The 21367-nt window shown below is 68.3% G+C and carries 22 protein-coding genes, 2 tRNA genes and 1 pseudogene; 6 read left to right on the top strand and 19 right to left on the bottom strand.

Translation table 11 applies throughout. The annotated features are described in order from the left end of the window. Window positions 1-82 precede the first annotated feature (82 nt). Window positions 83-2173: an ATP-dependent DNA helicase RecG gene (recG, locus tag AC3A3G_RS00255; protein WP_368922905.1), complete on the top strand. Its 2091-nt coding sequence runs from the start codon at window positions 83-85 to the stop codon at window positions 2171-2173. Between the two features lie 35 nt (window positions 2174-2208). On the opposite strand, the gene AC3A3G_RS00250 is transcribed toward recG, so the two are convergent. From AC3A3G_RS00250 to AC3A3G_RS00240, 3 genes are all read right to left on the bottom strand, one after another. Continuing rightward, entirely contained in the window at window positions 2209-2781 is a 573-nt protein-coding gene (locus tag AC3A3G_RS00250) for a DUF2497 domain-containing protein (RefSeq protein WP_368922714.1), read from the bottom strand. Between the two features lie 158 nt (window positions 2782-2939). Next, on the bottom strand, window positions 2940-4514 hold the full coding sequence (locus tag AC3A3G_RS00245; RefSeq protein ID WP_200215906.1) for a TolC family outer membrane protein: 1575 nt from the start codon (window positions 4512-4514) through the stop codon (window positions 2940-2942). Between the two features lie 137 nt (window positions 4515-4651). Continuing rightward, window positions 4652-5281: a protein-L-isoaspartate O-methyltransferase family protein gene (locus AC3A3G_RS00240; protein ID WP_200165111.1), complete on the bottom strand. Its 630-nt coding sequence runs from the start codon at window positions 5279-5281 to the stop codon at window positions 4652-4654. Between the two features lie 131 nt (window positions 5282-5412). On the opposite strand from AC3A3G_RS00240, the gene AC3A3G_RS00235 reads away from it, so the two are divergent. Then, window positions 5413-5486: transfer RNA gene (locus tag AC3A3G_RS00235), tRNA-Cys, on the top strand. Between the two features lie 54 nt (window positions 5487-5540). Here AC3A3G_RS00235 and AC3A3G_RS00230 read toward each other — a convergent pair. Continuing rightward, window positions 5541-6350 carry a TrmH family RNA methyltransferase gene (locus tag AC3A3G_RS00230; RefSeq protein WP_487487262.1) on the bottom strand — a complete coding sequence of 270 codons (810 nt, stop codon included), beginning with the start codon at window positions 6348-6350 and terminating at the stop codon, window positions 5541-5543. Between the two features lie 111 nt (window positions 6351-6461). Between AC3A3G_RS00230 and AC3A3G_RS00225 the strand changes: the two genes are divergently transcribed. Beyond that, window positions 6462-6536, top strand: a tRNA-Asn gene (locus tag AC3A3G_RS00225). 401 nt (window positions 6537-6937) lie between these two features. Here AC3A3G_RS00225 and AC3A3G_RS00220 read toward each other — a convergent pair. From AC3A3G_RS00220 to AC3A3G_RS00155, 14 genes are all read right to left on the bottom strand, one after another. Beyond that, on the bottom strand, window positions 6938-8122 hold the full coding sequence (locus AC3A3G_RS00220) for a winged helix-turn-helix domain-containing protein (RefSeq protein WP_487487261.1): 1185 nt from the start codon (window positions 8120-8122) through the stop codon (window positions 6938-6940). Between the two features lie 294 nt (window positions 8123-8416). Continuing rightward, complete coding sequence (gene trhA, locus AC3A3G_RS00215; protein WP_487487484.1) at window positions 8417-9070, bottom strand: PAQR family membrane homeostasis protein TrhA; 654 nt, start codon at window positions 9068-9070, stop codon at window positions 8417-8419. Between the two features lie 143 nt (window positions 9071-9213). Then, window positions 9214-9642, bottom strand: a complete 429-nt coding sequence (locus AC3A3G_RS00210) for a helix-turn-helix transcriptional regulator (protein WP_487487260.1) — start codon at window positions 9640-9642, stop codon at window positions 9214-9216. Continuing rightward, a complete protein-coding gene (locus AC3A3G_RS00205) occupies window positions 9639-9920 on the bottom strand; it encodes a hypothetical protein (RefSeq protein WP_114816571.1) in 282 nt (93 codons plus the stop codon). Before AC3A3G_RS00205 ends, AC3A3G_RS00210 begins: the two co-directional genes overlap by 4 nt. Then, window positions 9917-10516: a lytic transglycosylase domain-containing protein gene (locus AC3A3G_RS00200; protein WP_487487259.1), complete on the bottom strand. Its 600-nt coding sequence runs from the start codon at window positions 10514-10516 to the stop codon at window positions 9917-9919. The genes AC3A3G_RS00205 and AC3A3G_RS00200 overlap by 4 nt, the downstream gene beginning before the upstream one ends. Continuing rightward, window positions 10510-11016 carry a S26 family signal peptidase gene (locus AC3A3G_RS00195; RefSeq protein ID WP_487487258.1) on the bottom strand — a complete coding sequence of 169 codons (507 nt, stop codon included), beginning with the start codon at window positions 11014-11016 and terminating at the stop codon, window positions 10510-10512. The genes AC3A3G_RS00200 and AC3A3G_RS00195 overlap by 7 nt, the downstream gene beginning before the upstream one ends. After that, a complete protein-coding gene (locus AC3A3G_RS00190; RefSeq protein WP_487487257.1) occupies window positions 11013-12152 on the bottom strand; it encodes a TraB/TrbI/VirB10 family type IV secretion system protein in 1140 nt (379 codons plus the stop codon). Before AC3A3G_RS00190 ends, AC3A3G_RS00195 begins: the two co-directional genes overlap by 4 nt. After that, window positions 12149-13138, bottom strand: coding sequence for a P-type conjugative transfer protein TrbG (trbG, locus tag AC3A3G_RS00185; protein WP_487487256.1), 990 nt, complete (start codon window positions 13136-13138; stop codon window positions 12149-12151). The genes AC3A3G_RS00190 and trbG overlap by 4 nt, the downstream gene beginning before the upstream one ends. Beyond that, entirely contained in the window at window positions 13117-13800 is a 684-nt protein-coding gene (gene trbF, locus AC3A3G_RS00180) for a conjugal transfer protein TrbF (protein WP_487487255.1), read from the bottom strand. Before trbF ends, trbG begins: the two co-directional genes overlap by 22 nt. A 5-nt stretch (window positions 13801-13805) precedes the next feature. Beyond that, window positions 13806-15272: a P-type conjugative transfer protein TrbL gene (gene trbL, locus AC3A3G_RS00175; RefSeq protein ID WP_487487254.1), complete on the bottom strand. Its 1467-nt coding sequence runs from the start codon at window positions 15270-15272 to the stop codon at window positions 13806-13808. A 12-nt stretch (window positions 15273-15284) separates the two neighbouring features. Beyond that, window positions 15285-16022, bottom strand: a complete 738-nt coding sequence (locus AC3A3G_RS00170) for a TrbJ/VirB5 family protein (protein WP_487487253.1) — start codon at window positions 16020-16022, stop codon at window positions 15285-15287. After that, window positions 15973-18396 (bottom strand): conjugal transfer protein TrbE, encoded by a 2424-nt coding sequence (gene trbE, locus AC3A3G_RS00165; protein ID WP_487487252.1) that lies wholly within the window; start codon window positions 18394-18396, stop codon window positions 15973-15975. The genes AC3A3G_RS00170 and trbE overlap by 50 nt, the downstream gene beginning before the upstream one ends. 7 nt (window positions 18397-18403) lie before the next feature. Then, the gene (locus tag AC3A3G_RS00160) at window positions 18404-18682 is read right to left on the bottom strand and encodes a VirB3 family type IV secretion system protein (protein WP_114816580.1); all 279 of its coding nucleotides are present in this window, start codon (window positions 18680-18682) and stop codon (window positions 18404-18406) included. Beyond that, window positions 18682-19002: a TrbC/VirB2 family type IV secretion system protein gene (locus tag AC3A3G_RS00155; protein WP_487487251.1), complete on the bottom strand. Its 321-nt coding sequence runs from the start codon at window positions 19000-19002 to the stop codon at window positions 18682-18684. Before AC3A3G_RS00155 ends, AC3A3G_RS00160 begins: the two co-directional genes overlap by 1 nt. Window positions 19003-19408: 406 nt before the next feature. On the opposite strand from AC3A3G_RS00155, the pseudogene AC3A3G_RS00150 reads away from it, so the two are divergent. From AC3A3G_RS00150 to AC3A3G_RS00140, 3 genes and pseudogenes are all read left to right on the top strand, one after another. Further along, window positions 19409-19579 (top strand): annotated as a pseudogene (locus tag AC3A3G_RS00150) (pentapeptide repeat-containing protein); the annotation flags it as partial. A gap of 21 nt (window positions 19580-19600) precedes the next feature. Further along, window positions 19601-20059, top strand: a complete 459-nt coding sequence (locus AC3A3G_RS00145) for a pentapeptide repeat-containing protein (protein WP_487487250.1) — start codon at window positions 19601-19603, stop codon at window positions 20057-20059. Window positions 20060-20136: 77 nt separating this feature from the next. Then, a complete protein-coding gene (locus tag AC3A3G_RS00140) occupies window positions 20137-20358 on the top strand; it encodes a hypothetical protein (RefSeq protein WP_487487249.1) in 222 nt (73 codons plus the stop codon). A gap of 40 nt (window positions 20359-20398) precedes the next feature. Here the strand turns inward: AC3A3G_RS00140 and AC3A3G_RS00135 are convergent, their stop codons facing one another. Further along, entirely contained in the window at window positions 20399-21367 is a 969-nt protein-coding gene (locus AC3A3G_RS00135) for a LysR substrate-binding domain-containing protein (protein ID WP_245945098.1), read from the bottom strand.

Below are 21367 nucleotides of genomic sequence, written 5' to 3'. Positions count from 1 at the left end.
TTCCTTGCCTGTCCGTTCACTTCGGTAAGAGGCCGATCAGATAGCGTTCCAGACGCCGCTTCGCCAGCTATGCTGTCCAATGATGAGGCCCGAGATTCTCTTTCCCCTGTTCGCCGACGTCTCCACGCTGAAAGGCGTGGGGCCGCGCAGCGCGCCTCTGGTGCAGAAGGTGGCGGGCCCGCTCGTGCGCGACGTGCTGTTTCTGTCGCCCAGCGGCGTGATCCAGCGGCGGCGCACCACGGCGATGGAGGCCGTCGACGGCGAGATCGGCGTCTTCGAGGTGACGATTGACCGCCTGATTCCGCCGCACAAACACGGCGCGCCGATCAAGGTCCGCGCCATCGACGACACCGGCTTCATCCACCTGATCTGGTTCGCCGGTTCGCCGCGCCATATCGAGAGCCTGGCTCCACGCGGTTCGCGCCGTCTGGTGACGGGCAAGGTCGAGCGCTTCAACAGCGAAGTCCAGATCGCCCACCCCGACTACATCCTGCCGGTCGAGAAGGCGGATGAGATTCCGCTGTCCGAACCCGTCTATCCGGCGACGCAGGGGTTGACCTCGCGCCAGATCCGCAAGCTGGCGCAGGGCGCTCTGGCCCTCGCCCCCGAACTGCCGGAGTGGCAGGAGCCGAACTGGCTGGCGGCGCGTCGCTGGGTCGGCTGGCGCGCGGCGCTGGAAGCCCTGCACGCGCCGACGACCGAATCTGACCTGACGCCGGACGCCCCGGTGCGCCAGCGTCTGGCCTATGACGAACTGTTCGCCCACCAACTGGCTCTGACCCGTCGTCGCCGCGCGCGTCAGATCACGCCCGCCGCCCGTATCACGCCGGGTGAGGCATCAGCCCACCTGCTAGCCGCACTGCCCTTCGCCCTGACCAGCGCACAGGAACAGGCCATCGCCGAGATTCGCGCTGACCTGGTTTCCGGCGAGCAGATGGGACGGCTGCTGCAAGGGGACGTCGGCTCGGGCAAGACGGCGGTTGCAGCGGTGGCCCTCGCCGATGCGGCGTCCAGCGGCTTTCAGGCGGCCCTGATGGCGCCGACCGAGATTCTGGCGCGCCAGCACCATGAAAAGCTGTCGCCAATGCTGGAGCAGGCGGGCGTGTCCAGCCTGCTGCTCACCGGACGTGACACGACGGCGGAACGGCGCGTCAAGCTGGCGGCTCTGGCATCGGGCGAGGCCCAGGTCGCCATCGGCACCCACGCCCTGTTCCAGGACGCGGTGCAGTTCAACCGGCTGGCCCTGGCCGTCATCGACGAACAGCACCGCTTCGGCGTGCGCGAGCGTCAGCGCTTGCAGGCCAAGGGCGATCCGGCTCTGGGCGGCGTCCATCTGCTGACCATGTCGGCGACGCCGATCCCGCGCACGCTGGAGCTGACACAGTACGGTGAACTGGAGGTCAGCCGCCTGATGGAGAAACCGCCCGGCCGCACGCCCGTGACCACGGCCGTCCTGCCGCTGGCGCGCATCGGCGAGGTTGCGAAACGCCTGAAGGCGGCGGTTGAGGCGGGCGCCCAAGCCTATTGGATCTGTCCTCTGGTGGCGGAATCCGAGGCCATCGACTTGGCCGCCGCCGAGGATCGGGCCAATGACCTGCGCAAATATCTGGGAACCGAGGTCGGCCTGGCCCACGGCCAGATGCCGGGCGCCGAGCGCGAAGCGGTGATGGCCGAGTTCGCGGCGGGCCGCCTGCCCGTTCTGGTCGCGACGACCGTCGTCGAGGTCGGCGTCGACGTGCCCAACGCCTCCATCATGGTGATCGAGCATGCCGACCGCTTCGGCCTGGCGCAATTGCATCAGCTTCGCGGTCGCGTGGGACGCGGCGCCAAGGCCAGCTCCTGCATCCTGCTGTACGGCGGCGAGGACGGCGCCCTGGGCGAGACGGCGAAAGAACGACTTGAGACCCTGCGCCGTACCGAGGATGGCTTCGTCATCGCCGAGGAAGACTTCCGCCTGCGCGGCGGCGGCGACCCGCTAGGCCTGAAACAGAGCGGCTTCCCGGCCTATCGATTCGCCGATCCGATCCGCCATCGCTCGCTGCTGCTGGCGGCGGCGGACGACGCACGTCTGCTGCTGGGCCGCGACCCCGAGCTAGCCAGCGAGCGCGGTCAGGCCGTGCGTCTGCTGGAGGCCCTGTTCGACTGGAAAAACGAACGCCCCTCAGCGGACTAAGGGGCGTCGTAAAACTCAGCTAGGTTTTGAAGCGATCAGCCTGCGTTGCGGGCGATGCGTTCGACTTCCTTGCGGACCTGGGTCTCGACGATGGCGGGCAGGTTGGCGTCCAGCCAATCCTTCAGCATCGGACGCAGCATCTCGCGGACCATGGCCTCGACCGTATTGCCGCTCATGAAGTTCATGTCGGCGGCCGAAGCGACCGGCGCAGGTTCCGGCTTCTGGAAACTGGCGGCCAGACCGGCGAAGGCCGAGGCCGCGCTGGCCGCAGCGGTTTCGCCGACCAGAGTTTCGACCTCTGCCGTCGCGACGGCGGGCTGCGGCGCGGCTGGCGCAGCCTCGGCTGGGAACGGCGCAGCGTCCGCCACGTCCAGATCGCCGATGGCTTCGGCGGCTGGCGCCTCATAAGGCTCGGTCAGTTCCAGCACTTCGTCCTCCACCGGAGCGGGCTCCGGCTCGGCGACGACGGGTTCTGGCTCCGGCGCGGGCTCGGGAGCCGTCTCCGTCGCGGCGGCGGTTTCAGCCGGAGCGTCGTCTTCAGAGATAATCCGGCGGATCGACGCCAGAATCTCTTCCATCGTCGGTTCCTGGGCGGCTTGTTCGGTCATGTCGGAACCTCAACCTGGGCGCTCGAACGGGGACACTCGCCAACCGATGCGGACTAGGCAGGCGACGATGGGGACCGAGCTTTCAGACTCGCCTCCCCTTGAATCCTGTCGTCGCATCAACGCCCGTCGGAATCAACGAACGTTTTGTCGTTCAGTCTTCAGCCCTGGGGAGCAGTGCGAACGACTTCGCCCTTCAACTGACGATCAACCGGCGCATCTTCCACATCGACGGCGGGCGTCGTGGCCGGGGCGGCGACGCGGTCGATGGCCTCGATCACGCCATCCCAAGGCAGGGCGCCGCGATTGCGCACCGCGCGATAGTTGTCGGACGGGTCATAGGCATCGATCGTCGGATCCAGGTTGGGACCGCCCAGACGCCCCATGGCCGCCAGAAGCTGGGCCTGGGCCACATATTCGTTGCGGCGAGCGCTGGTCAGGGCGACTTCCGCGCTGCGCAGTTCAAGCTCCTGGTTCAGCACGTCCAGGGTGGTGCGCAGGCCGACCTGAGCTTCCTGGCGCACGCCCTCGGCGGCGACCGAGGCGGCGCGCACCGCCTGTTCGCCAGCCTGAACGCTGGAACGCGCCGAAGTGCTCTGAGCATAGGCCGAGCTGACCGACTGCAGAACCGTGCGACGTTCACCCTCGACATTGATCTGTGCGGCGTTGGCGCGCTCCAGAGCCTGGGCGACGCGCGAACGATTCAGGCCGCCCGTGAACAAGGGCACGGAGACCGTGGCGCCCGCCGTAAAGCTGGTGCGATCGCCCAGGTCCAAGCCCGACAGATCATTGGCCGTCCCGCCATAGGAGGCGTTCAAGCGCGCCGAAGGCAGATATTCCGCCCGCGCCGCCGCTACATTGGCCTCGGCCGCGCGCTGAGCGTGAACGGCGGAAAGCACGCCGGGGTTCTCGGCAAGGCCGACGTCCATGGCGCTGTCGAAATCGGTCGGCAGGCCCGGCAGCGTCGGCAGGGTCTGCAGGTTGGACGGCGCCTGTCCCACGACGGCGGCGTAAGCCGCGCGCGACACCGACAGTTGCGCCTGAGCGCTGGCCAGATCGGATTCGGACTGCGCCAGACGGGCTTCGGACTGAGCGACGTCGGTGCGGGTGATCTCGCCAACCTCGAATCGAGCGTTCGATTCATCCAACTGGCGACGCAGCACCTTCAGGTTCTCCTGGCGGATGCGCAGGATTTCCAGATCGCGGGTGACGTCGGCGTAGGCCTGAATGACCGTCACCATGACCTGCTGCTCGACCTGACGCAGGTTCTCGCGACCGGCCAGCACATTGGCTTCGGCCGCAGAAATGCCGTGCGACACGCGCCCAGCCGTCCAGATATTCTGCGTCAGGCTGACGCTGGCGCTGGCGCCGTCGCTTTCGATCGTCCCGCCGCTGATGCTGCTGCTGCCCGGCAGCGTGCCGGTGGCGTCGGGCACGCCGTCGCCGTTGGTGTCGATCGGGAAGGTCTGACCGGGGATCGTCGTCGTCACACGATCGGTGCGCGTGCGGCTGTAATCGACACCCGCCGAAGCGTTGACGGTCGGGCGCAGACCCGCGCGCGCCTGGACGATGCTCTCATCCAGGGCCCGTTGATTTGCCCGTTGCGCCAACAGGGTCGGATTGGTGCGATAGGCCAGACCGATGGCTTCCTGAAGCGACTCGGCGAAGACCGGCGTCGCCCCCATCGTCAATGCGACCAGTGCGACCGAAGCGAGCGCGCGCGAGCGTTTCAACATGAACCTGTCCCTGCCTGACGCCCCCATCCGGCGCGCCTGTAGTGCCTTGTAGCGGCGTAGTTGGGGGCTAGCCGCGTCCGACGCCAGTTAAGTTTTTTTCACGCACCGCGACGCCCCTTCCGTCGCCGCCAATAGCCTTAAAGCGCAAACGCAGGCGCAGGGACCATTTCCGCCAGCAACTCAGGCGCAGCGTCGAACAGTTCGCGCCGCGAAACGCCTTCGCGACCACGCACATAGAGGATGGCCGCGCCGCTGGCGCCGTCGCGCTCCACCACAGCCAGACGGCCGCCCGGACGCAGGGCCGCAATCCACGATTCGGGGCGCTCAATAACCGCGCCTTCGCTGATGATCAGGTCGTAGCCCTCGGCCTGCGGCTGGCTTAGCGGCGCCACGACGGTCTCGACCCCGGCCTCGGCCAGCGCGGCGCCGACCACGTCGAACACGGCCGCGTCGGATTCCTGAGCCGTAACCGACAGGCCCATGTGCGCCAGGACGGCGGCGGCGTACGGCGCGGCGATCGCCAGGGCCTTTTCACCGGCGCGGGCGTCCAGCCCTTGCAGCAGCTTGGCCACATCGCGCGGCAGCATCAGGCGACGGTCGCCCGCAATTTCCGGCTCGACGTCGGCATAGGCCGAGAAGGCGCGGTCGGCGGCGCAGAATCGCTCGCGCTCCACAGCGCCGATAGCGGCGTGCAGTTGGCGGTCGGTGACGTCGTTCACACGGACCTGCGAGTCCAGCATCACCTTGCGGGCGGCGGCGAAATCCATAATCCGAAGTCCTTCAGGTCGGCTCAGGCGAAGAAATGTGACGCGCTTATAGGTCCGTGCGTTGCAGCGGACAATCCGATCTGATAGCTGACGGCCCTCGCGATGGCGGGGCCCCACCGATAAGGGGTCACGGCCTGATGGCGGAGTGGTGACGCAGAGGACTGCAAATCCTTGCACCCGGGTTCGATTCCCGGTCAGGCCTCCATCGCGATGAACATCGAGAAAGCCGCCCTTCGGGGCGGCTTTCTTGTTTTCTGACCTAGCCCGCTCCCGCTGTCGTCAGATGGTGCAGGGCGACGGCGCTGGTCGTCGCCACGTTCAGCGAATCGAATCCGCCCGCCATCCGGATACCGATCGGACGACAGCGCGCGATCAGGTCTCGCGGCAGACCAGGCCCTTCGCTGCCCAACAGAAGAGCTGTACGCCTCTCCGGCTTCAGCTCCGTCAGCGTCTGGTCCGCAGAGGGCGTCAGGGCCAGCACCTCAAAGCCCCTGCCCTGCAACAGCTCGATCATCGCTTCGGCCTCAAGCTCCGTCGCCATGGGCGTCCGCAACACGGCCCCGACCGAGACCCTGATCGCCTTGCGATAGAAAGGATCGCAGCAGGTCCGATCCAGCAGCACCGCTCCGGCTCCAAAGGCGGCGGCGTTGCGGAACAGCCCGCCCATGTTGTCGTGATTGCCGATTCCACACGCCACGACCACCACGGCCCGCTCTGGCAGGCTGTCCAGCAGAGCGCCCGGATCGACGACCTCAGGCTTGCGCCCCAGAGCCAGAATGCCGCGATGCAGGTCGAACCCCGCCACGGCGTTCAGGACCGCCTGCGACGCCACATGAACCGGCACGCCGCCCGGCAGGCGCTCCAGCACCCCTCGCAGGTTCTCCAGGCGCTTCTCGGCGATCAGGACGGACACCGGCTCGCAGCGCGACGCCTCGGACGCCAGCACGCGCAGCACCACCTCGCCTTCAGCGACGAACAGGCCCTGCCGCCCGGTCAGGTCGCGCTCCTTCACATTGCGGAAGGCGGCGATGCGCGGATCATCGGGGTCGTTCACATGGGTCGGCGTCATGCGGAGCCTTGTAGCGCAGGGCATTGCGAAAAAATTTGGCGATTTCTGCCTTTTACCCGTTGCATGAATCGAAAAGGCGCTGCTATACGCCGGCCTCCCCCGAGGGGATGTTCCGCGGTAGCTCAGTGGTAGAGCAGCCGACTGTTAATCGGCTGGTCGTAGGTTCGAATCCTACCCGCGGAGCCACTCGGGGGTATTAAGCCCATGAAATTATTGCGCTTAATATTTACCCCTGGTGGCTTCCCATCCAGCTTCCCATCCGCCGACCACGCGATACGATTTTTCGCGTCTTCGTTCTGCATGGCTTTGCACCCCTTTTCAGCGATCGAGCTCAGCGGGCGACCTAGCGCCTGAACAAGCCCTCCAACGAGGGCCGTTCATGGTGCCCAGGCAAGGCTCCCGCGGGTGATTCTAGCGGCTCGAACCGGGTAGGTTACCGAAGCAGTCGGCGTCGCCCGACATCGACATTTCAAACACGGAATCGATTAGTCGCAGCTGCGGTCACGACGCCGATATCTATCCACACCTTTCGATCCTCCAGGCGCGTGAACAGAGCGGTTGGCGACGTGCTGGCGGCGGCGGTCGGCTCAGCGTTCCGCCACATCCACTGAGCCCGGATCGGACACGACGCCCTCCTCCAACCCCAGCCAGTCCGCCATGCGGCCCAGCTCCGCCTCGAGGGCGTCCCGCGTATGGGCAGGCGCGTTCTCCTCCAGATGGACGGACCGAACCATCAAACGCCCGCGCTGGCGGTCTGCCTTAAGGTCCACGCGGGCGACGAGCCCTTCGTCCAGAAGAAAGGGCAGCACGTAATACCCATGTAGCCGCTTCTCCGCAGGCACGTAGATTTCGATGCGATACCGGAAACCGAACAGTCGCTCGGCGCGGTCACGATGCCAGATCAGCGGATCGAAGGGAGCAAGAAGCGCTGAGGCCTCGATCTTGCGCGGCGTGCGCGCTTCGTGATGCACCCAGGCGTGGCGACAGCCCGGCGTCGAGACCGGGATCAGAACCCCTTCCTCCGTCAGCTCCATGATCGCGCGCCGCGTCGCTTCCAGAGGCTGACGGAAATAGTCGCGCAGTTCGGCCTCGGTCGCGACGCCGTGCGCCCGCGCCGCCCGCTCGATCAATCCGCGATGCGCCTCGGCGTCCGTCGGCGTCGGCGCCGCCAGGACCGCCACCGGTAAGACGCGTTCGACGAGGTCGTAGACGCGCTCAAAACTGCCTCGCCGCTCGGCGGTCGTGATGTGGCCGGCCCAGAACAGCCACTCCAGCGTCCGTTTCGTATCGCTCAATTCCCACCAGCCGGGTCGCCCCTTGTGGGTTTCGAAATCCGAGGCCGCCATGGGGCCGTCGCTCCGGATCCGGTCCAGAAGCGCCATGGCTTCGGGGCGCCGTTCGCCGGCGTAGAGCTTCATCTGCCCCCAGCCGGTCTCGCCGTGATCGGCCTGGGCCATGCGCCAGCGCAGGAGCGGGTGCAGGTCGAACGGGATCAGGGACGCCTCATGCGCCCAATATTCGAACAGTCGGCGCTGGCCAGGCGGCCCCCATGCCAGCCGGTCCAGATCGGCGCGGTCATAGCCGCCCAGTCTCGAGAAGGCCGGCAGGTAGTGCGCGCGAGACAGCACGTTGACGCTATCGATCTGATGCAGGTGCAGATGATCGATTGTGCGCATGAGATGAAGAGACGATGGAGCCTCGGGCCGGCGGCCGCCGAATCCCTGGGCGCCGAGCGCCATCCGGCGCGCCTGCGGCAAGCTGATCGTCTCCATGCCCGCCTTCACCCAGCACCCGTCCCTATCGAAGAATGACCCGTGCCGCAAAGCAGGCAATGGCGAACAGGGCCAGAATCACCATGAAGCCGTGCGTCTCCCAGAAGGTCCAGGGGAGAAGGTCGGAGAGGACTTCGTCGTCGGGCTCGGACTAGTCACCGCCCACCGCCGCTGGGCCGCCCCTGCGTCCCGAGCCGATAGCCTCACCCTTCTGGTAGAGCGCTGACTTCACGTCATTGCTGGATCGGTCGCCGGAGCCGCAAGGGCCGACGAACGGCCTCGCCATAGGCCCCGTCAGGACGACGCCAGCACCACGCCGACCAGAACCGCCGCCCAATGCACGCTGGCGGCCGCCACCACATGGCCATGCCAGACGGCCCGGAAGCACCCGAGCTTCTTGCGAACGTAAAAGACCGCTCCGGACATGTAGAGGGCCCCGCCGACGGCCAGAAGCAGAAGGGCGATCCAGGAGCCGTGAGCGATCATCGGCTTGAAGGCGATCACGACCAACCAACTCAAGGCAATGTACAGGACGATCCAGAACCGGCGGCCGACGCCCGGCAGGAACAGCTTTCCCAGGGCCCCGAGGATCGCAAGGCTCCACACCGCAGCCGTCATGCCCCACGCCCAGGCGCCGGTGAGATTGTGGGTGGTGAACGGCGTGTATGAGCCGGCGATCATCAGGAAGATGCCCGCGTGATCGAGACGACGTAGAAGCGGGCGCCACCGGGGCGCTGCGAAATTATAGGCGGTTGAGAAGCCCAGCATCGCCAGCATGCCGACCGCATAGACGCAGACGGCCAGGACCAGCCCGAGGCTTCCCTTGGCCACGGACAGTCCCAGGAGGACGCCGCCGCCGAACAGGGCGAAGGCCAGACCGACGATATGCACCACCAGGTCCGCGCACCTGGCGCGCGACGTCGGATAGTGCCTCGGCGGAAGAGTCATCTGGGTCACGGCGTTCAGCCTATCATAAAATCCCACACGAGGGCGCTGGCGGCGTCCCGCCTGCCTACACGTCCAGCTCGAGAATCCGGACATGCTGCTGTCCGCAATGCATGTCGCAAAGTACCGGATGGAAGCGCGAGTGGCTAGAAACCGAAATCGATCTGATCGGCCGAAACATGTCGTTTACGGGGCCGGGGCCGACGCTCGCTCATGGCGGCGGACGACGGCGGAACCTCCTGAGGTTGTCTCGACACTTCGGATAGGGGCCGATCAATTCCAGGACGGGCGGAGCGGGCGCTCTCGATCAGCTTGGGCGCGCGCGGCGCCGTGAGGGACATCGGCCGCCTCGACTTTCGGGATTTGCGCGTCTCCTTCCAGGCCGTCAGTTCGCTCTCCCACCACCCGACCCGGTTCACCGATATCCGCACCGGTTCCGGGAAGTCGCCCAGCCGCTGAAGCCGCCAGGCCGTGGAGCGGCTCAGGCCCGTGACGTCCCGGACCTTATTCCACGTCAGCAGCCGGTCCTCCGGTCCGCCGCTCTCCACCGGTTCCCGATCCTGCTCCCAAGTCACCGGCGTCGTCCTCTTGCGGCAGACGGCGCGCCTGTCCGGATGTCGGAAATCTGCGACCGGGCCCAGTCGCGCAGCAGGCCCCGCGGATAGTGAGGTTTGGACCGGACATGTCGGCAGGGCGGGCCGTCGTTGCCGGTGGACCACAGCCGCGCCAGGGTCGCCGGCTTCATCCGGATGCCGAACAGGCCGATGAAGGCTGAAGCCTCCGCTCGCGTCAGCAGGTCCTCGTCCCCATCCGTCGAAGGCGCTTCCCCTTCAATATCGCGATCCGGGATCATCGCCCCGTCTCCCTGGAGGCGCATTGGCGCGAACTGGTCAGTTGCCGCCCCGCGCTGAGAGCGAGGTAGCAGTCCACGACCGTGGCCACATAGGCGCGGGTCTCGGCGATATCGGGCACGCGCCCCAGACGGGCGACACGGCCGGGGCCTGCGTTATAGGCTGCCAGCGCCAGGCGAAGGTCCCCGAACCTGAGGATCTGCCGCGCCAGGTAATCGGCGCCGCCCATAAGGTTTTCAATGGGATCAAAGCGATCCTTGACGCCCAACTCGAGGGCGGTGGCCGGCATGAGCTGGGTCAGTCCGCCGGCGCCGGCCGGCGATCGGGCGTCCGCACGATAGGCGCTCTCAGTGAGGACCAGGGCATGGAGCAGCTTGGGGTCCAGACCGTGACGATCGGCGGCCGCAGCCACGGCCTCGCCGAACGGTTGGCTCAGCGGCCCCAGACGCGACTCATCACCGCCGTCCCATACCCCCTCCTCAACGACAGCCGCTCGCCCGAACAGATCGCCTCCGGCGCGCGACCAGTCGACCGTCTGGGCCGAGCTCACGACCGGCCACGCCGCCAGAAGCGCCGCCGTCAAAAACAGTCTCACCATGTCAGAACCTCCCGATAGACTCCCCTCGCCTCGTCCCTGAGGACGGGACCGAAATAGCGGCTGTCGAAGCTCCCCGGCGTGTCGCCGAGCAGGAAGAGCTCGTCGTCCGCGAGGAGGCGGCACTGGTTCCAGGTCGGGAGGGCGACCCCCTCGCCGTCCCTTGCGACCCTCAAGACCCGCCGCCCGGGCGTGCGGACGACGCGGCTGTCAGCACAGACCCTGTCGCCGCCGACGGCCGCGACGCGCTTGACCAGAAGGACCTCGGACGGCATGCCCAGTCGCGCGAGATAGCGTCGAACCCGTCCGGGCTGGGCGATCGCCACGATCGACCCGCGTTCGACCTCCGCCCCCGAGCGGAGATAGAGGCCGCGCGGAAGGCTTGGGCTCTCATTGACCAAGGCCAGGGTCGGCCTGTCGGCTGCGACCAAGGCCCCCGCAGCCAGACCGATCCCTGCTGCAGTCAGGCTCCAGCGCCGCCAAAGGGTCCGGTGCGGGGTCATGGCTGATAGGGCTCCAGCACCAGGTCGCGCGTGATCATTACCTGCACCGGGGCGCCCGAGCGCAGCCGGATCGAGGGGCGCACCTCGAGTTCGCGATCCACCAGACGGCCGCCCACCTGAGCGCCCTCTATGGCGGCGGCGTCGCCGGCGTCCCCACGCCAGCCGCCCGAACCCCGGTCGCCGCCGTCCCGGGCCATCTGCCCGAGCGTCGTGATGGCTCCGGCGAAAAGCGTCCCGACCAGAAGGGGAAACAGCCGGCGATCCACCTGACCGCGCACGCCCACGGCCCCTTGCGCGTCCACGCCGGGCTCTCCGTCCAGCATCAGGCTCTTGCCGTTGGGCAGGATCAACCGATCCCAGACCAGGAAAGCCCGCCGGTCGCCATAGGCGCTCTCCCCCTCATGGCGGCCGATCAGCCGCGTGCCCTGGGGGATGAGGAGGTGCCGTCCGCTCACCGTGTCGAAGACGTTCTGGGTGGTCATGGCCACCACGGGCCCCGCACGCGCCGTGTCCACGCCGGTCAGCAGGGCCGCCGGCACGACTGCGCCGGCCTTGAGTTCGAAGGGCGACAGGGGCGCAACCAGGACATTCGGATTGTAGGCCGAACCCCGGCTTCCGTTCGTCAGCAGACCCCGGTCCGACGCTGGCCGTTCAGGCGGAGCTTCGACCGATGGTCGCCCGCCGACACTACCTTCAAAGAAGAGGCCAGAGCGCGCCGCTTGCGCCGCACCGTTGTCGGGCGTCCTCGGCGTCGAGACCGGACGATAGGCCGGCTGAGGATATGAAGCGGCAGACGGCGCTGGGCCCTTAACGTCAGCGCCGACCGCCGCAGCGCCGCGCGGCGGCGGCAAGCGATCATAGCTGGCCGGCTGGCGCGTGACGGCCTCGGCTGGCCGCACCACCCCGGCGGCAGCGTCCGGACGATCCTCCCCGGCGCGCGCCTGGGCGTTGGCCCGCAACTCCGGCTGAACCACGAAGGCCCATGCGAGCGATCCCGCCACCAGGACCACGCCGCCCAGAACCATGACATGGACGACCGACTTGCGCAGTCGGACGACCGGCGGCCGCAGCGCGCGCAGAGACAGGTGGACCGGTTCCTTGGGAAGCGGCGAACCGGGACCTTGAGGCGCCGTCATAGCCCGGCTCCCAGCCGACGGATCCGCACGACCTGCGGACGACGATCCCCCAGGCGCAGCTCGGCCCGATCGAACAGGCGATCGACCACGAAGAGCCCGCCTTGCTGTCGGTAGTTGACCATCTGGGCCTCGCCGTCCGGCGCGACCACGAAGAGGACCGGCGCCTCGTGGCCCTCCAGGTCCGCGCCGAAGGCGATGAAGGTGCGCCGGCCATCGTTGAAGACCGAGGTCGGCGTCCAGCGCGCCCGCCGCCCTAAGGGCTCGATGCGGTAGCGGGCGTCGAGCGGCCCCTGAGGCGTCGCGACCCGATCAACCCGGTCCGGCGACTCAGGCTCCGCCACCTTCCCGGCCTGTCCGGCGTCATCCCAGGCCACGGCGGCGTTGAAGGCGTCGGCTGCGCCGCTCCTGAGATCGAGGAGATAGACGCGACGATTGGTGGTGAGGACCAGGTTGGTCTCCAGCCCGCGCTCAAGCGGCTTGATCAAGACATGGGTGCGGCCGGCCGAACCCGCCCCGGAGGCGACCTCGCCTATCTGCCAGCGCACCGTGTCCCCGGCGGCCTTGGAGACGAGGGTCTCGCCCTCCCCCAGCGTCAGGGTGGTGACCCGTAAAGGTGCGGTCCAGATTTCGAACACCCGCCCCGGAGACCAGGCGAAGACCCGGACCCCGCCGACAAAACCGTCCGCCCGCGACGGCGCCCGCGCCGCCTGGTTGGCCCGGGCGATGGCCGCACGCCCCGTTGGTCCGGACGTCGCCTCGACCTCGACCGTCGGCCTGCCGCTCACGACGGCCAGATACGGAACGGCCGTCTCGCTCTCCGCCGGCAGGGCCAGGACTTCGACGGCAGGGCTGTCCTCTGCCTCCGCCTCAGCCGCAGGCGCGATCGCCAGAACCTCGTCGCCGGCCTGCAGGGCGGCGCAGCCGGACAGGAGCAGGCCCGCCCCGGCCAGGGGCAGCGCCGATCTCAGGAAGCGTCGGGGGTCCATGATACGTCCTCGATCTTCAATCCCAGGGGGTTCTTCATCAACTCGGCCTCTGTACGAGGCGGCTGCAGGCCGGTCGTGATCAGCGCCCGCCAGCGTTCGCTCCCGGCCTGCTGGCCGTTGACGAAGCGGGTCTCGCGCCATTGCAGGTCGTAGGTTCGCTCGGTGCGGCGCACGACGTTGAGCACCTCGACATTGACCGCCTCGCGCCCGGCGTCGGCGAAGGGGTCGTGGGTCTGGGCCCAAGCGTTGAGGAAGGCGGCGGCGCGCGGCGTCATCAGGTCATAGGCCCGCAGCCAATTCTGCCGGATGACGATGGGGTCGATGCTCTTGGAGCGAACGTCGCGGATCCAGCCGCCCAAGGCGTGGCCGACCTGGGCCTCGTTGGGCTCGTAGCGGCCGCCGATGGCGGTGATCTTTTGGGTTTCTCCCCAGTCGGACACCTCCACCACGAAGGGCATGACCACGGCCCGCTCGGCCTGGACCCACCAGCCCGCGCCGAGAAAGGCGGCCAGGATCAGATTGGCCAGGGCCATGCGCCGCCAGTTGCGGGCGTGGGCCAGGGACAGACCCATGCGGTCGTCCCAGACCTGGCCGGCCCGCTGATAGGGGGTGGAGTCAGGCGCGGCGCTCAGCGCCCGCCGGGGGCGAAAGAAGGGATGCATGGCCTTCAGGGCTCCTCGGTTTTCAGGGAGGGCGACAGGACGCCGCTGGTCTCGCCGGAGGGCATGAGGCCGCGGCCGGCGTTGGCGACGAAGAAGGCCTGAAGCGCCGCGGATCGGCCCGTAGCCCTGCCCCGCGCCGGGACGTCGCCGCCCGCCGCCGCGCGGTGGAAATCCCTGCGCGCCGCCTCAGCCTCCCGGGCGATGGTTTCGGGCTTGCGGCCAAGGCCTGGCCCGTCCGTAGTGCCTGGAATGCCGCCGGCCATGTCCTTCCCGGACTTAGACCCCGGTCCCGGCTCCGCCGCCGACGAAGGTTCCCCTTGTGGGCCGGCGTCCGGAGACCAGGCCCGCTGGGCCTCGCTAACGCCGACGCCTCCAGGCGCGGATCTCGGACCCGACGGCGACGGGTTGTCATTAGAGGCGCGCGCTAGCCCTCCGGGCCTGGGCGAGGCCGATGAAGACGGGGGCGGTGAAGGCGACGGCGAAGACGGGGACGAAGGCGAGCCCGAACCCGAAGGCGGCGTCGACCGCCCGCCCCCCGCGCCTGAGGCCGCTCTCGCCGGCCCAGCCAGGCGCGCGGCGGCGCCGCCTGCCCCGACCAGACCGGCGCCGGCCAGGAGCCCTGCGCCGCCGACCGCCAGCCCGCCTGTCACGAGCGCGCCTGCGCCCAGGGCCGGCCCGCCGGTGACCAGGGCCGATGCCAGATTGGGAATGAAGACGGCCAGCATAGCCAGAAGGATAGCGGCGACCAGAATGGTCAGGGCTTCATAGATGTCGGGATTGGCCGAAGGCTGGAGCTGGTCGAAGACGCTCCTCGCCCCCGAGACGACAATGGCCAGGGCCAGGACCTTGAGGCCGGCCGCGACGACATAACCCAGAGGTCGTTCAGCCAGGAAGGCGGACTTGCTCCATATGCCGAAGGGCAGAAGGATGAAGCCGCCCAGGGTCACGATCTTGAACTCGACCAGGGAGACGATGATCTGCAGGGCCAGGACGGCGAAGGCCAGCATGATCCCGATCATCGCTAGGCCGAGGATCAGGGCGTCGGTCAGGTTGCCGGCGATGTCGAGCGGGTTCTCGACCGGGGCCGGGGTGTCCCCCAGCGCCTTCACGATCCGCCAACCTTCGGCGAGGATGGCGCCAGGATTGAGGAAGTCGGCACGGCTGAGACCACCGCCGCCTGCCGTCAGGCCCAACTCCAGAAAGCCGGCGTAGGTCGTCTCGGACAGGGCCTGCCAGTCATTGATCAGCCAGGCGAAGGCGCCGATCAGCAGGACCTTGCCGAAGCCGGACGCCAGAACCTCGCGGTTGGAAGACAGGGCCCACTGAATCCCGGTCAGGGCGACGACCAGGACGATCATCAGCCCGAACACGCCGTTGACCGGCCCCTGCAGGGCGCTGAAGCCCGCCGAGACGGTGTTGGAGAAGACCGCCATCAGCTCGTTGGGAGTCTCCACGCCGACCATCGCCGCCATCGCCCTGCTCCCTCAGTTCCGGGCGTTCGACAGGGGATCGAAGGCCGGCGGGTTCGGGACCGCGGCCGGCCGGGCCCAGATGCGGCGGCGCGCCTCGGCGCCCGCCGTCCGCTCGGCGGCCTCGCGCGCCGCCCCCTCCGACATCAGCCGGGCCTGTGCCAGCATGATGACCCGCAAGGCGGCCAGGTCCTCGGCCAGGACCGCCAGCATCTGGTTGGAAGACTGGACCGCCGCCGTCTGGCCCGAGGCCGACTGGCTGGCGTTCAGGGCGCCGGCAAGCCTCTGTCCCCGCCCCTGCCCCAGCCGCTCCAGTTCGGCGGCGGTGCGGGCCAGGTCCCCGACCGTGCGCCGGGCATTGGCGGCGCGTCCGCGTCCCTGTTCCAGCATGTCCAGGGCGTCCGCCCCCGACAGATCGTCGGGATAGAGATCCGCGAACTGCCGCTCGAGCCCGTCGACCGAGGCCGCCAGCCCGCGCGCCGACCGGGCCAGTTCGGCCATGTCCTGCAGCGCCTGGCTGTTCTGGGCCAGGTGGCTGTAGGGCGAGGCCGCCAGGCTACGGGCCTCATTGGCCAGGCTCTCGAGCTGACGCGCCGCCTGGAGTGCGTTCTCCATGTGATTGCGCGGGTCGAACACGACCTGTTGGGCCTGTACGCCGTCAGCGGCCATCAGGGCCGTGACGGCGACGATGACCGCAGCCGACCTATTCGGCCGCCAGCGGCGGGGCGAAGGCGTCGAAAACGGAATCCACATCTCGCACTCCCTTGGCTTTGAGAAATTCACGGGCGAAACCGGCCTCGCCGGATCGCATCAGCACGGCGTCGATGAGGGCCTGGTCTTCGGGCGATCCGGCCCCGCACAGGGCCAGGGCCACACCCGACAGTCGCAGGTCGAACAGGCGTCGCCCTTGGGGCTGACGCCAGTAGTAGGCGCGCTTAGGCGCGGCGAAGGCGATCAACTCCAGCTGGCGCCGGTTCAGGCCGAAGCCCCGGTAGAGCTCGGCCGAGGACGGCTCGAGCGCCCGCGGATTGGGCAGAAAGACCTGGGTCGGGCAGGACTCGATCAGGGTGGCGGCGATCGACGAGGCGGCCACATCGTCCAGGCTCTGTGTGGCAAAGACCACGGCGACGCGCTTCTTGCGCAGGGTCTTCAGCCATTCGCGGATCTTGGCGGCAAAGGCCGTCTCGCCGAGAAAGAGCCAGGCCTCATCGAGCACCAGCAGGGTGGGTCGGCCGTCGAAGCTCCGCTCAAGATGATGGAACAAGGCCGAGAGCACGGGCGCGACCGCCGAGGGCGTCGCCATCAGGGCCTCGAGCTCGAAGGTGTCGAACCGGCTCGGCGCCTGGCTCCCGCCCGCCCCATCCAGGAGGGCCCCGAGCGGCCCCTTCAGGGTCAGGGCCTCCAGGCCCGCCACCACGGCCTTGTCCTGGACCAGGGCGCAGAAGACGGTCAGCGTCCTCTGCTCAAGCGGCGCCTCGCCGAGCGCCGCCAGCGCCGCCCAGATCTCCTCGCGGACCGCCGGCGTCGGCTCGAGCCCGGCCTGACGCACGGTCTCGGCGATCCATTCGGCGGCCCAGGCCCGTTCGTCGTCCCGATCGATTCCGGCCAGGGGCTGGAGCGAGAAGGCCGCGCCCGGCTCCAGGGCCCGCCAGCGGCCGCCGGCCGCCAGAGTGGCCGCCCGCGCCGAGCGTCCCTTGTCGAAGAAGACCACTCGCGCCCCCGGATAGCGAAACCACTGCAGAGCGAGGAAGGACAGCAGTGCGCTCTTGCCCGACCCGGTCGGCCCCACGACCATGGCGTGGCCGACGTCGCCGACATGGAGCACGAGCCGAAAGGGCGTGGATCCCGTGGTGCGCGCGACCGCCAGAGGCGGCCCGTCCAGGCAGGCGTCTCCTGACGGTCCGGCCCAGACCGCCGAGACCGGCAGGAGGTCGGCGAGGTTGAGGGTCGAGACCAGAGGCCGGCGCACGTCAGCGTAGGGCTCGCCCGGCAGGGAGCCGAGCCAGGCCTCCACCGCATTGAGGTCCTCGATCCGCGCCGTCAGCCCCTGGGCGTTGAGCGCCGCCTCGATCGCGCGCGCCTTGGCAGAGGCCCCCTCCTCGCTCTCGTCCAGCACCGTGACCGTCAGGGTCAGATAGCCGAAGGCGCAGGCCTCGGCCCCGAGCATCTCCAGAGCTCCGTCGCATTCCTCCGTCTTGGAGGCGGCGTCGGTGTCTATCAGGGGCTGTTCCTCGTGGGTAATGGCCTCCCTCAGCAGGGCCCCGACACCCTTTCGTTTGGAGAACCAGCGTTTGCGCAGCCTGACGATCTCCTGCTCGGCCTCCGCCTTGTCCAGACCGATCCAACGGGCGGTCCAGCGATAGGCGAAAGGCAAGGCCCCGAGGCCGTCGAGCAGGCCGGGCCGGGTCGCCGAGGGCAGGCCCCGCACCGACACCGTCCTGAGCCATTGGTCGCCGAGCCGGGGCGCGGTTCCGCCCGTCAGGCCGGCGTCCGCCAGCCAGACGTCGAGGAAGACAGGCGTCTCCGGCGGCCTCACAAAATGGGGGTTGGGCGAGACGCAGGCGTGCAGCCAGGTCAGCAGGGCCGCGTCCTCCAGCGGCTCGATCTCCGGAAGGGCGTCCGCCAGGAGGTCGAAGGTCGTATTCGCCTCGCGGCGGAAGGTCGCCAAGGTATGGCGCCAGTCCTGTCCGGCCCTGGCCAGGCCGTCGAACAGCCAGCGCTCCATGCGCCGCGTCTCGTCGGCCGGCGGCAGCCAGGTCAAGGCCAACCGATAGTCCGTTTCGAAGGCCAGGTCAGCGTGTTCAAAATGATCGCGTCGTTCCGCGTCGACCAGCCAGGCGGCTTCCACGTCGAAGCCGCTCTCGGGATAGGGCGTCGCCGCCCGCCGACGCGCCTCCACATGCAGGCACCAGCCGGTCCCGAGGCGTTTCAGGGCGTTGTTCAACCGGGCCCTGACCGCCATCAGTTCCTCTTCGGTCGAGGATTCCAGGTCCGGGCCCCGGAAAGAGAAGGCCGTGGTGAAGGAGCCGTCCTTGTTCAGAACCACGCCCGGCGAGACCAGGGCCGCCCAGGGCAGATGATCCGCCAGACTGGCGGGACGACGGCGGTGTTCGTCGAGGAAGCGCATGGGAGCCTCACGCGTCCAGATGGCCAGGCAAGGCCAGATGGCGCCGCAGGACGTCGAAGAAGCGCCGGTCCGCCCGCGCCGCCCACAGGCCCACGGCATGGGCGACGGCCCACCACAGCAGGCCCAGCCACCAGATGCGCAGCGCCAGTCCCAGCACCATGGCGGTCGTCCCCATGAGGATGGCGTAGTCGCGCGGCATGCCGACCATCAGCACGGGTTCGACCAGGGCCTGGGCGACCGGCAGGTCCCAGCCTTCGGGATGGAGGGTGTCGAGGGCGCGGGCCATCAGACGATCTCCACCCCGCCGGCGAAGCCGAAGAAGTCGAGGAAGAAGGTCGATGCGGCGAAGGCGATGGTCAGGCCGAACAGGATGCCCAAGGCCCTTCTCATGGAGGAACCGCTCTCGCTCATGGCCACCCCGGCCCCGAACAGGACCACCGCGATCACCGCCGCGGCCTGGACCACGGGTCCGGTGATCGACTGCACCACCTGCTGGATCGGCCCTTCCCAGGGCATACCCGACCCACCCGCTACGGCCGTACCCGCCGCCAGAAGTCCGCTTGCCAATGCCGCGCCGAACAGGCGTCGTCCTACGCTCCGCTTCATGATCGCCTCCCAGAGTTCAGCGCCTTCAGCGCCTTGCGACTCATTGCAAGCAAAACAATCCACCGACTGTCAACAATAAATAAACAATAATTTCCGTGAGTTAAAACGACTTGCTAAACAAGTCTCTCACGAGTTGCGGTCGCATCGGCGCACGCAATGGCCGAGCCTTCCTGTACCGGATCGTCCTCCAGGCAGGCGCCTTCCCTGGAAACCCGCCTGCCTTCGGGATTCTGGCCCAAGGGCCTTCCCGGCCGACGCGCCCGTGCCGCCCTGTCACCGCCCCCCGGTTACAGACAGCTTCTCTGCTCGCCAGAATTTCGCCGCAATCTATGTGGTAGCCGCGAGACTCCACAGACTCCTTCAGGCGCCCCATGGACCCCAAAATTGACGGCCAGACGCTTTCGCGATCCGATCTCGTCGCCCTGCTCAAGTCGGCCTCCGGCGCCGATCTCGTGCTGGCGAGACCTGCGTCCTCGACGAGGCCGACCTGTCCAATCTCGTCCTGAACGGCCTGAAGTTCGAGCGCTGCAGCTTCAAGTGGACGGACTTCACCGGCGCCCAACTGGAGCAGGCCCGCTTCTCCGGGTGTCGCGGCGCCATGGCCAACTTCACCGCAACCCGGCTGGACGCCTCGACCTGGCGGTCCAGCGACCTCAACAACGCCCGCTTCACCGGCGCGAGCCTCTCTGAGGCGGTCTTCACAGGCTGTAAGCTGACCGGCGCCGACTTCTCCCGGTCGCGACACGTCGGCGCCCGCTTCGTCGAAACCACCCTGGCCTCCGCCCGCCTGCCCGGCTTCTCCTTCCGGAAACAGACCCTGGAGACCCTCGACTTCAGCCACGCCGACCTGGCCGGCTGCGATTTCCGTGACGCCGTCCTGGACAACTGCAGCCTGCGCGAAAGCCATCTGGTCGATGCCCGGTTCGAAGGCGCGGACCTTCGCGGCGCCGATCTGGGCGGTCTCCGGCTGAACGACGCCCGGCGGTTCAAGGGCGCTACCATCTCCCGCGCCCAGGCCGGCGGCCTTTTGGCGGAACTGGGGCTGAAGGTCATCTAACCCACAGCTTTGCCCCAACTGTTGAGAACCCGGCTCCGCGCCTCGACGCGGCCGGCGAACCGCCTTCTACCCGCCCCATGATAAGACTGACGCCGATCGAATACGCCAGAGCCAAGGGCAAGACTGTCACCTTGAGCATGCCGGACCGCGGGCCTGAGGTCCGCGCACAAATCCTTGCTTGGCTGATAGAGCGACCCGGCGACCGATGGTTCTATGCCCAGGGCGACAACTACGCTTTCGAAACCGCCACCGACGCCGCAGCGTTCAAGCAGTGGCTGATGGACGCCCTAGCGGCCTGAAAAGACCCGCCCGCCCCCGCAAGCGCCGGTGGCGGCGTCCTCAGGTTGCGGGATTAAAGCCGCCCGTCGATTTCGTCTCGATAACGCTAGTCGACAGCCCGTTCTGAGCGGCTGCCAGCAAGCCGAGAAACGCCTCTGCCAGACGTGAGGGTTTGACGCTGTTGGAAACCACGAAGGCGTATTCGTGAAGGATGGGCGGGCTGAAGCGCCGCAGCACCGTCTGGCCGCGCACATAGGCCTGGGCCAGACGTTCGTTGACGATGGCCACCCCGACGCCGCGAGCGGCCAAGGCGCAGGACGAGGCCACGGTATGGGTTTCGACTCGGACGCGGGGGACGACTCCCGCCTCTGCGAAGGCGGCTTCGACCTGGGAGCGGAAGCGCCGCCCCTGCCCCAGCAGCACCAGAGGGGTGTTCTTCAGATCCAGCGCCGAGATTTCCGGCAGAGCCGCCAGCGGATGATCGCACGGCAAGACGCAGGCGGTTTCGCTGACCAGCACCGTGCGAGCATCGAGATCGTCGCGATTCAACGGCAGCTTGACGAACCCGGCATCGACGGCCCGCGAAGCGATCATGTTCTTTGCGGCCTCGATGCCATGAGAATCGATCGACAGGTGAACGCGCGGGTACTCATCCAGGAAGGCCGTAATGACGTCGGGCAGGACCGCCTCGAGGAAGCTGGGCGGCGCGACCAGACGCAGATGGCCGACGCGAAAGTCGGAGATGTCGCGGGCCATGTCCTGAACCCGGTCGACATTGTCCAGCGCCCGTTCAACCTCTTCGTAGAGCATCAACCCATCGGCGGTGGGCACCAGGCGGCCGCGGTCGCGATGAAACAGCTCGAACCCCAGGTCCTGCTCCAGTTGAGCCAGCAGGCGGCTGGCAGCGGGCTGGGTCAGGCCCAGGGTCCGGGCGGCCGCCGTGACCGATCCCTGTTGCAAGATGGCCCGGAAGGCCCGCATGGCGCGCAGCCGGATAGGACGCCGGGCGCCGGCCGAGACCAGCGCCAT

Source organism: Brevundimonas sp. Soil_N_31 (assembly GCF_057655995.1).
The sequence above is the reverse complement of the archived record's forward strand: the minus strand, read 5'-3'. Positions and strand labels throughout refer to the sequence as shown.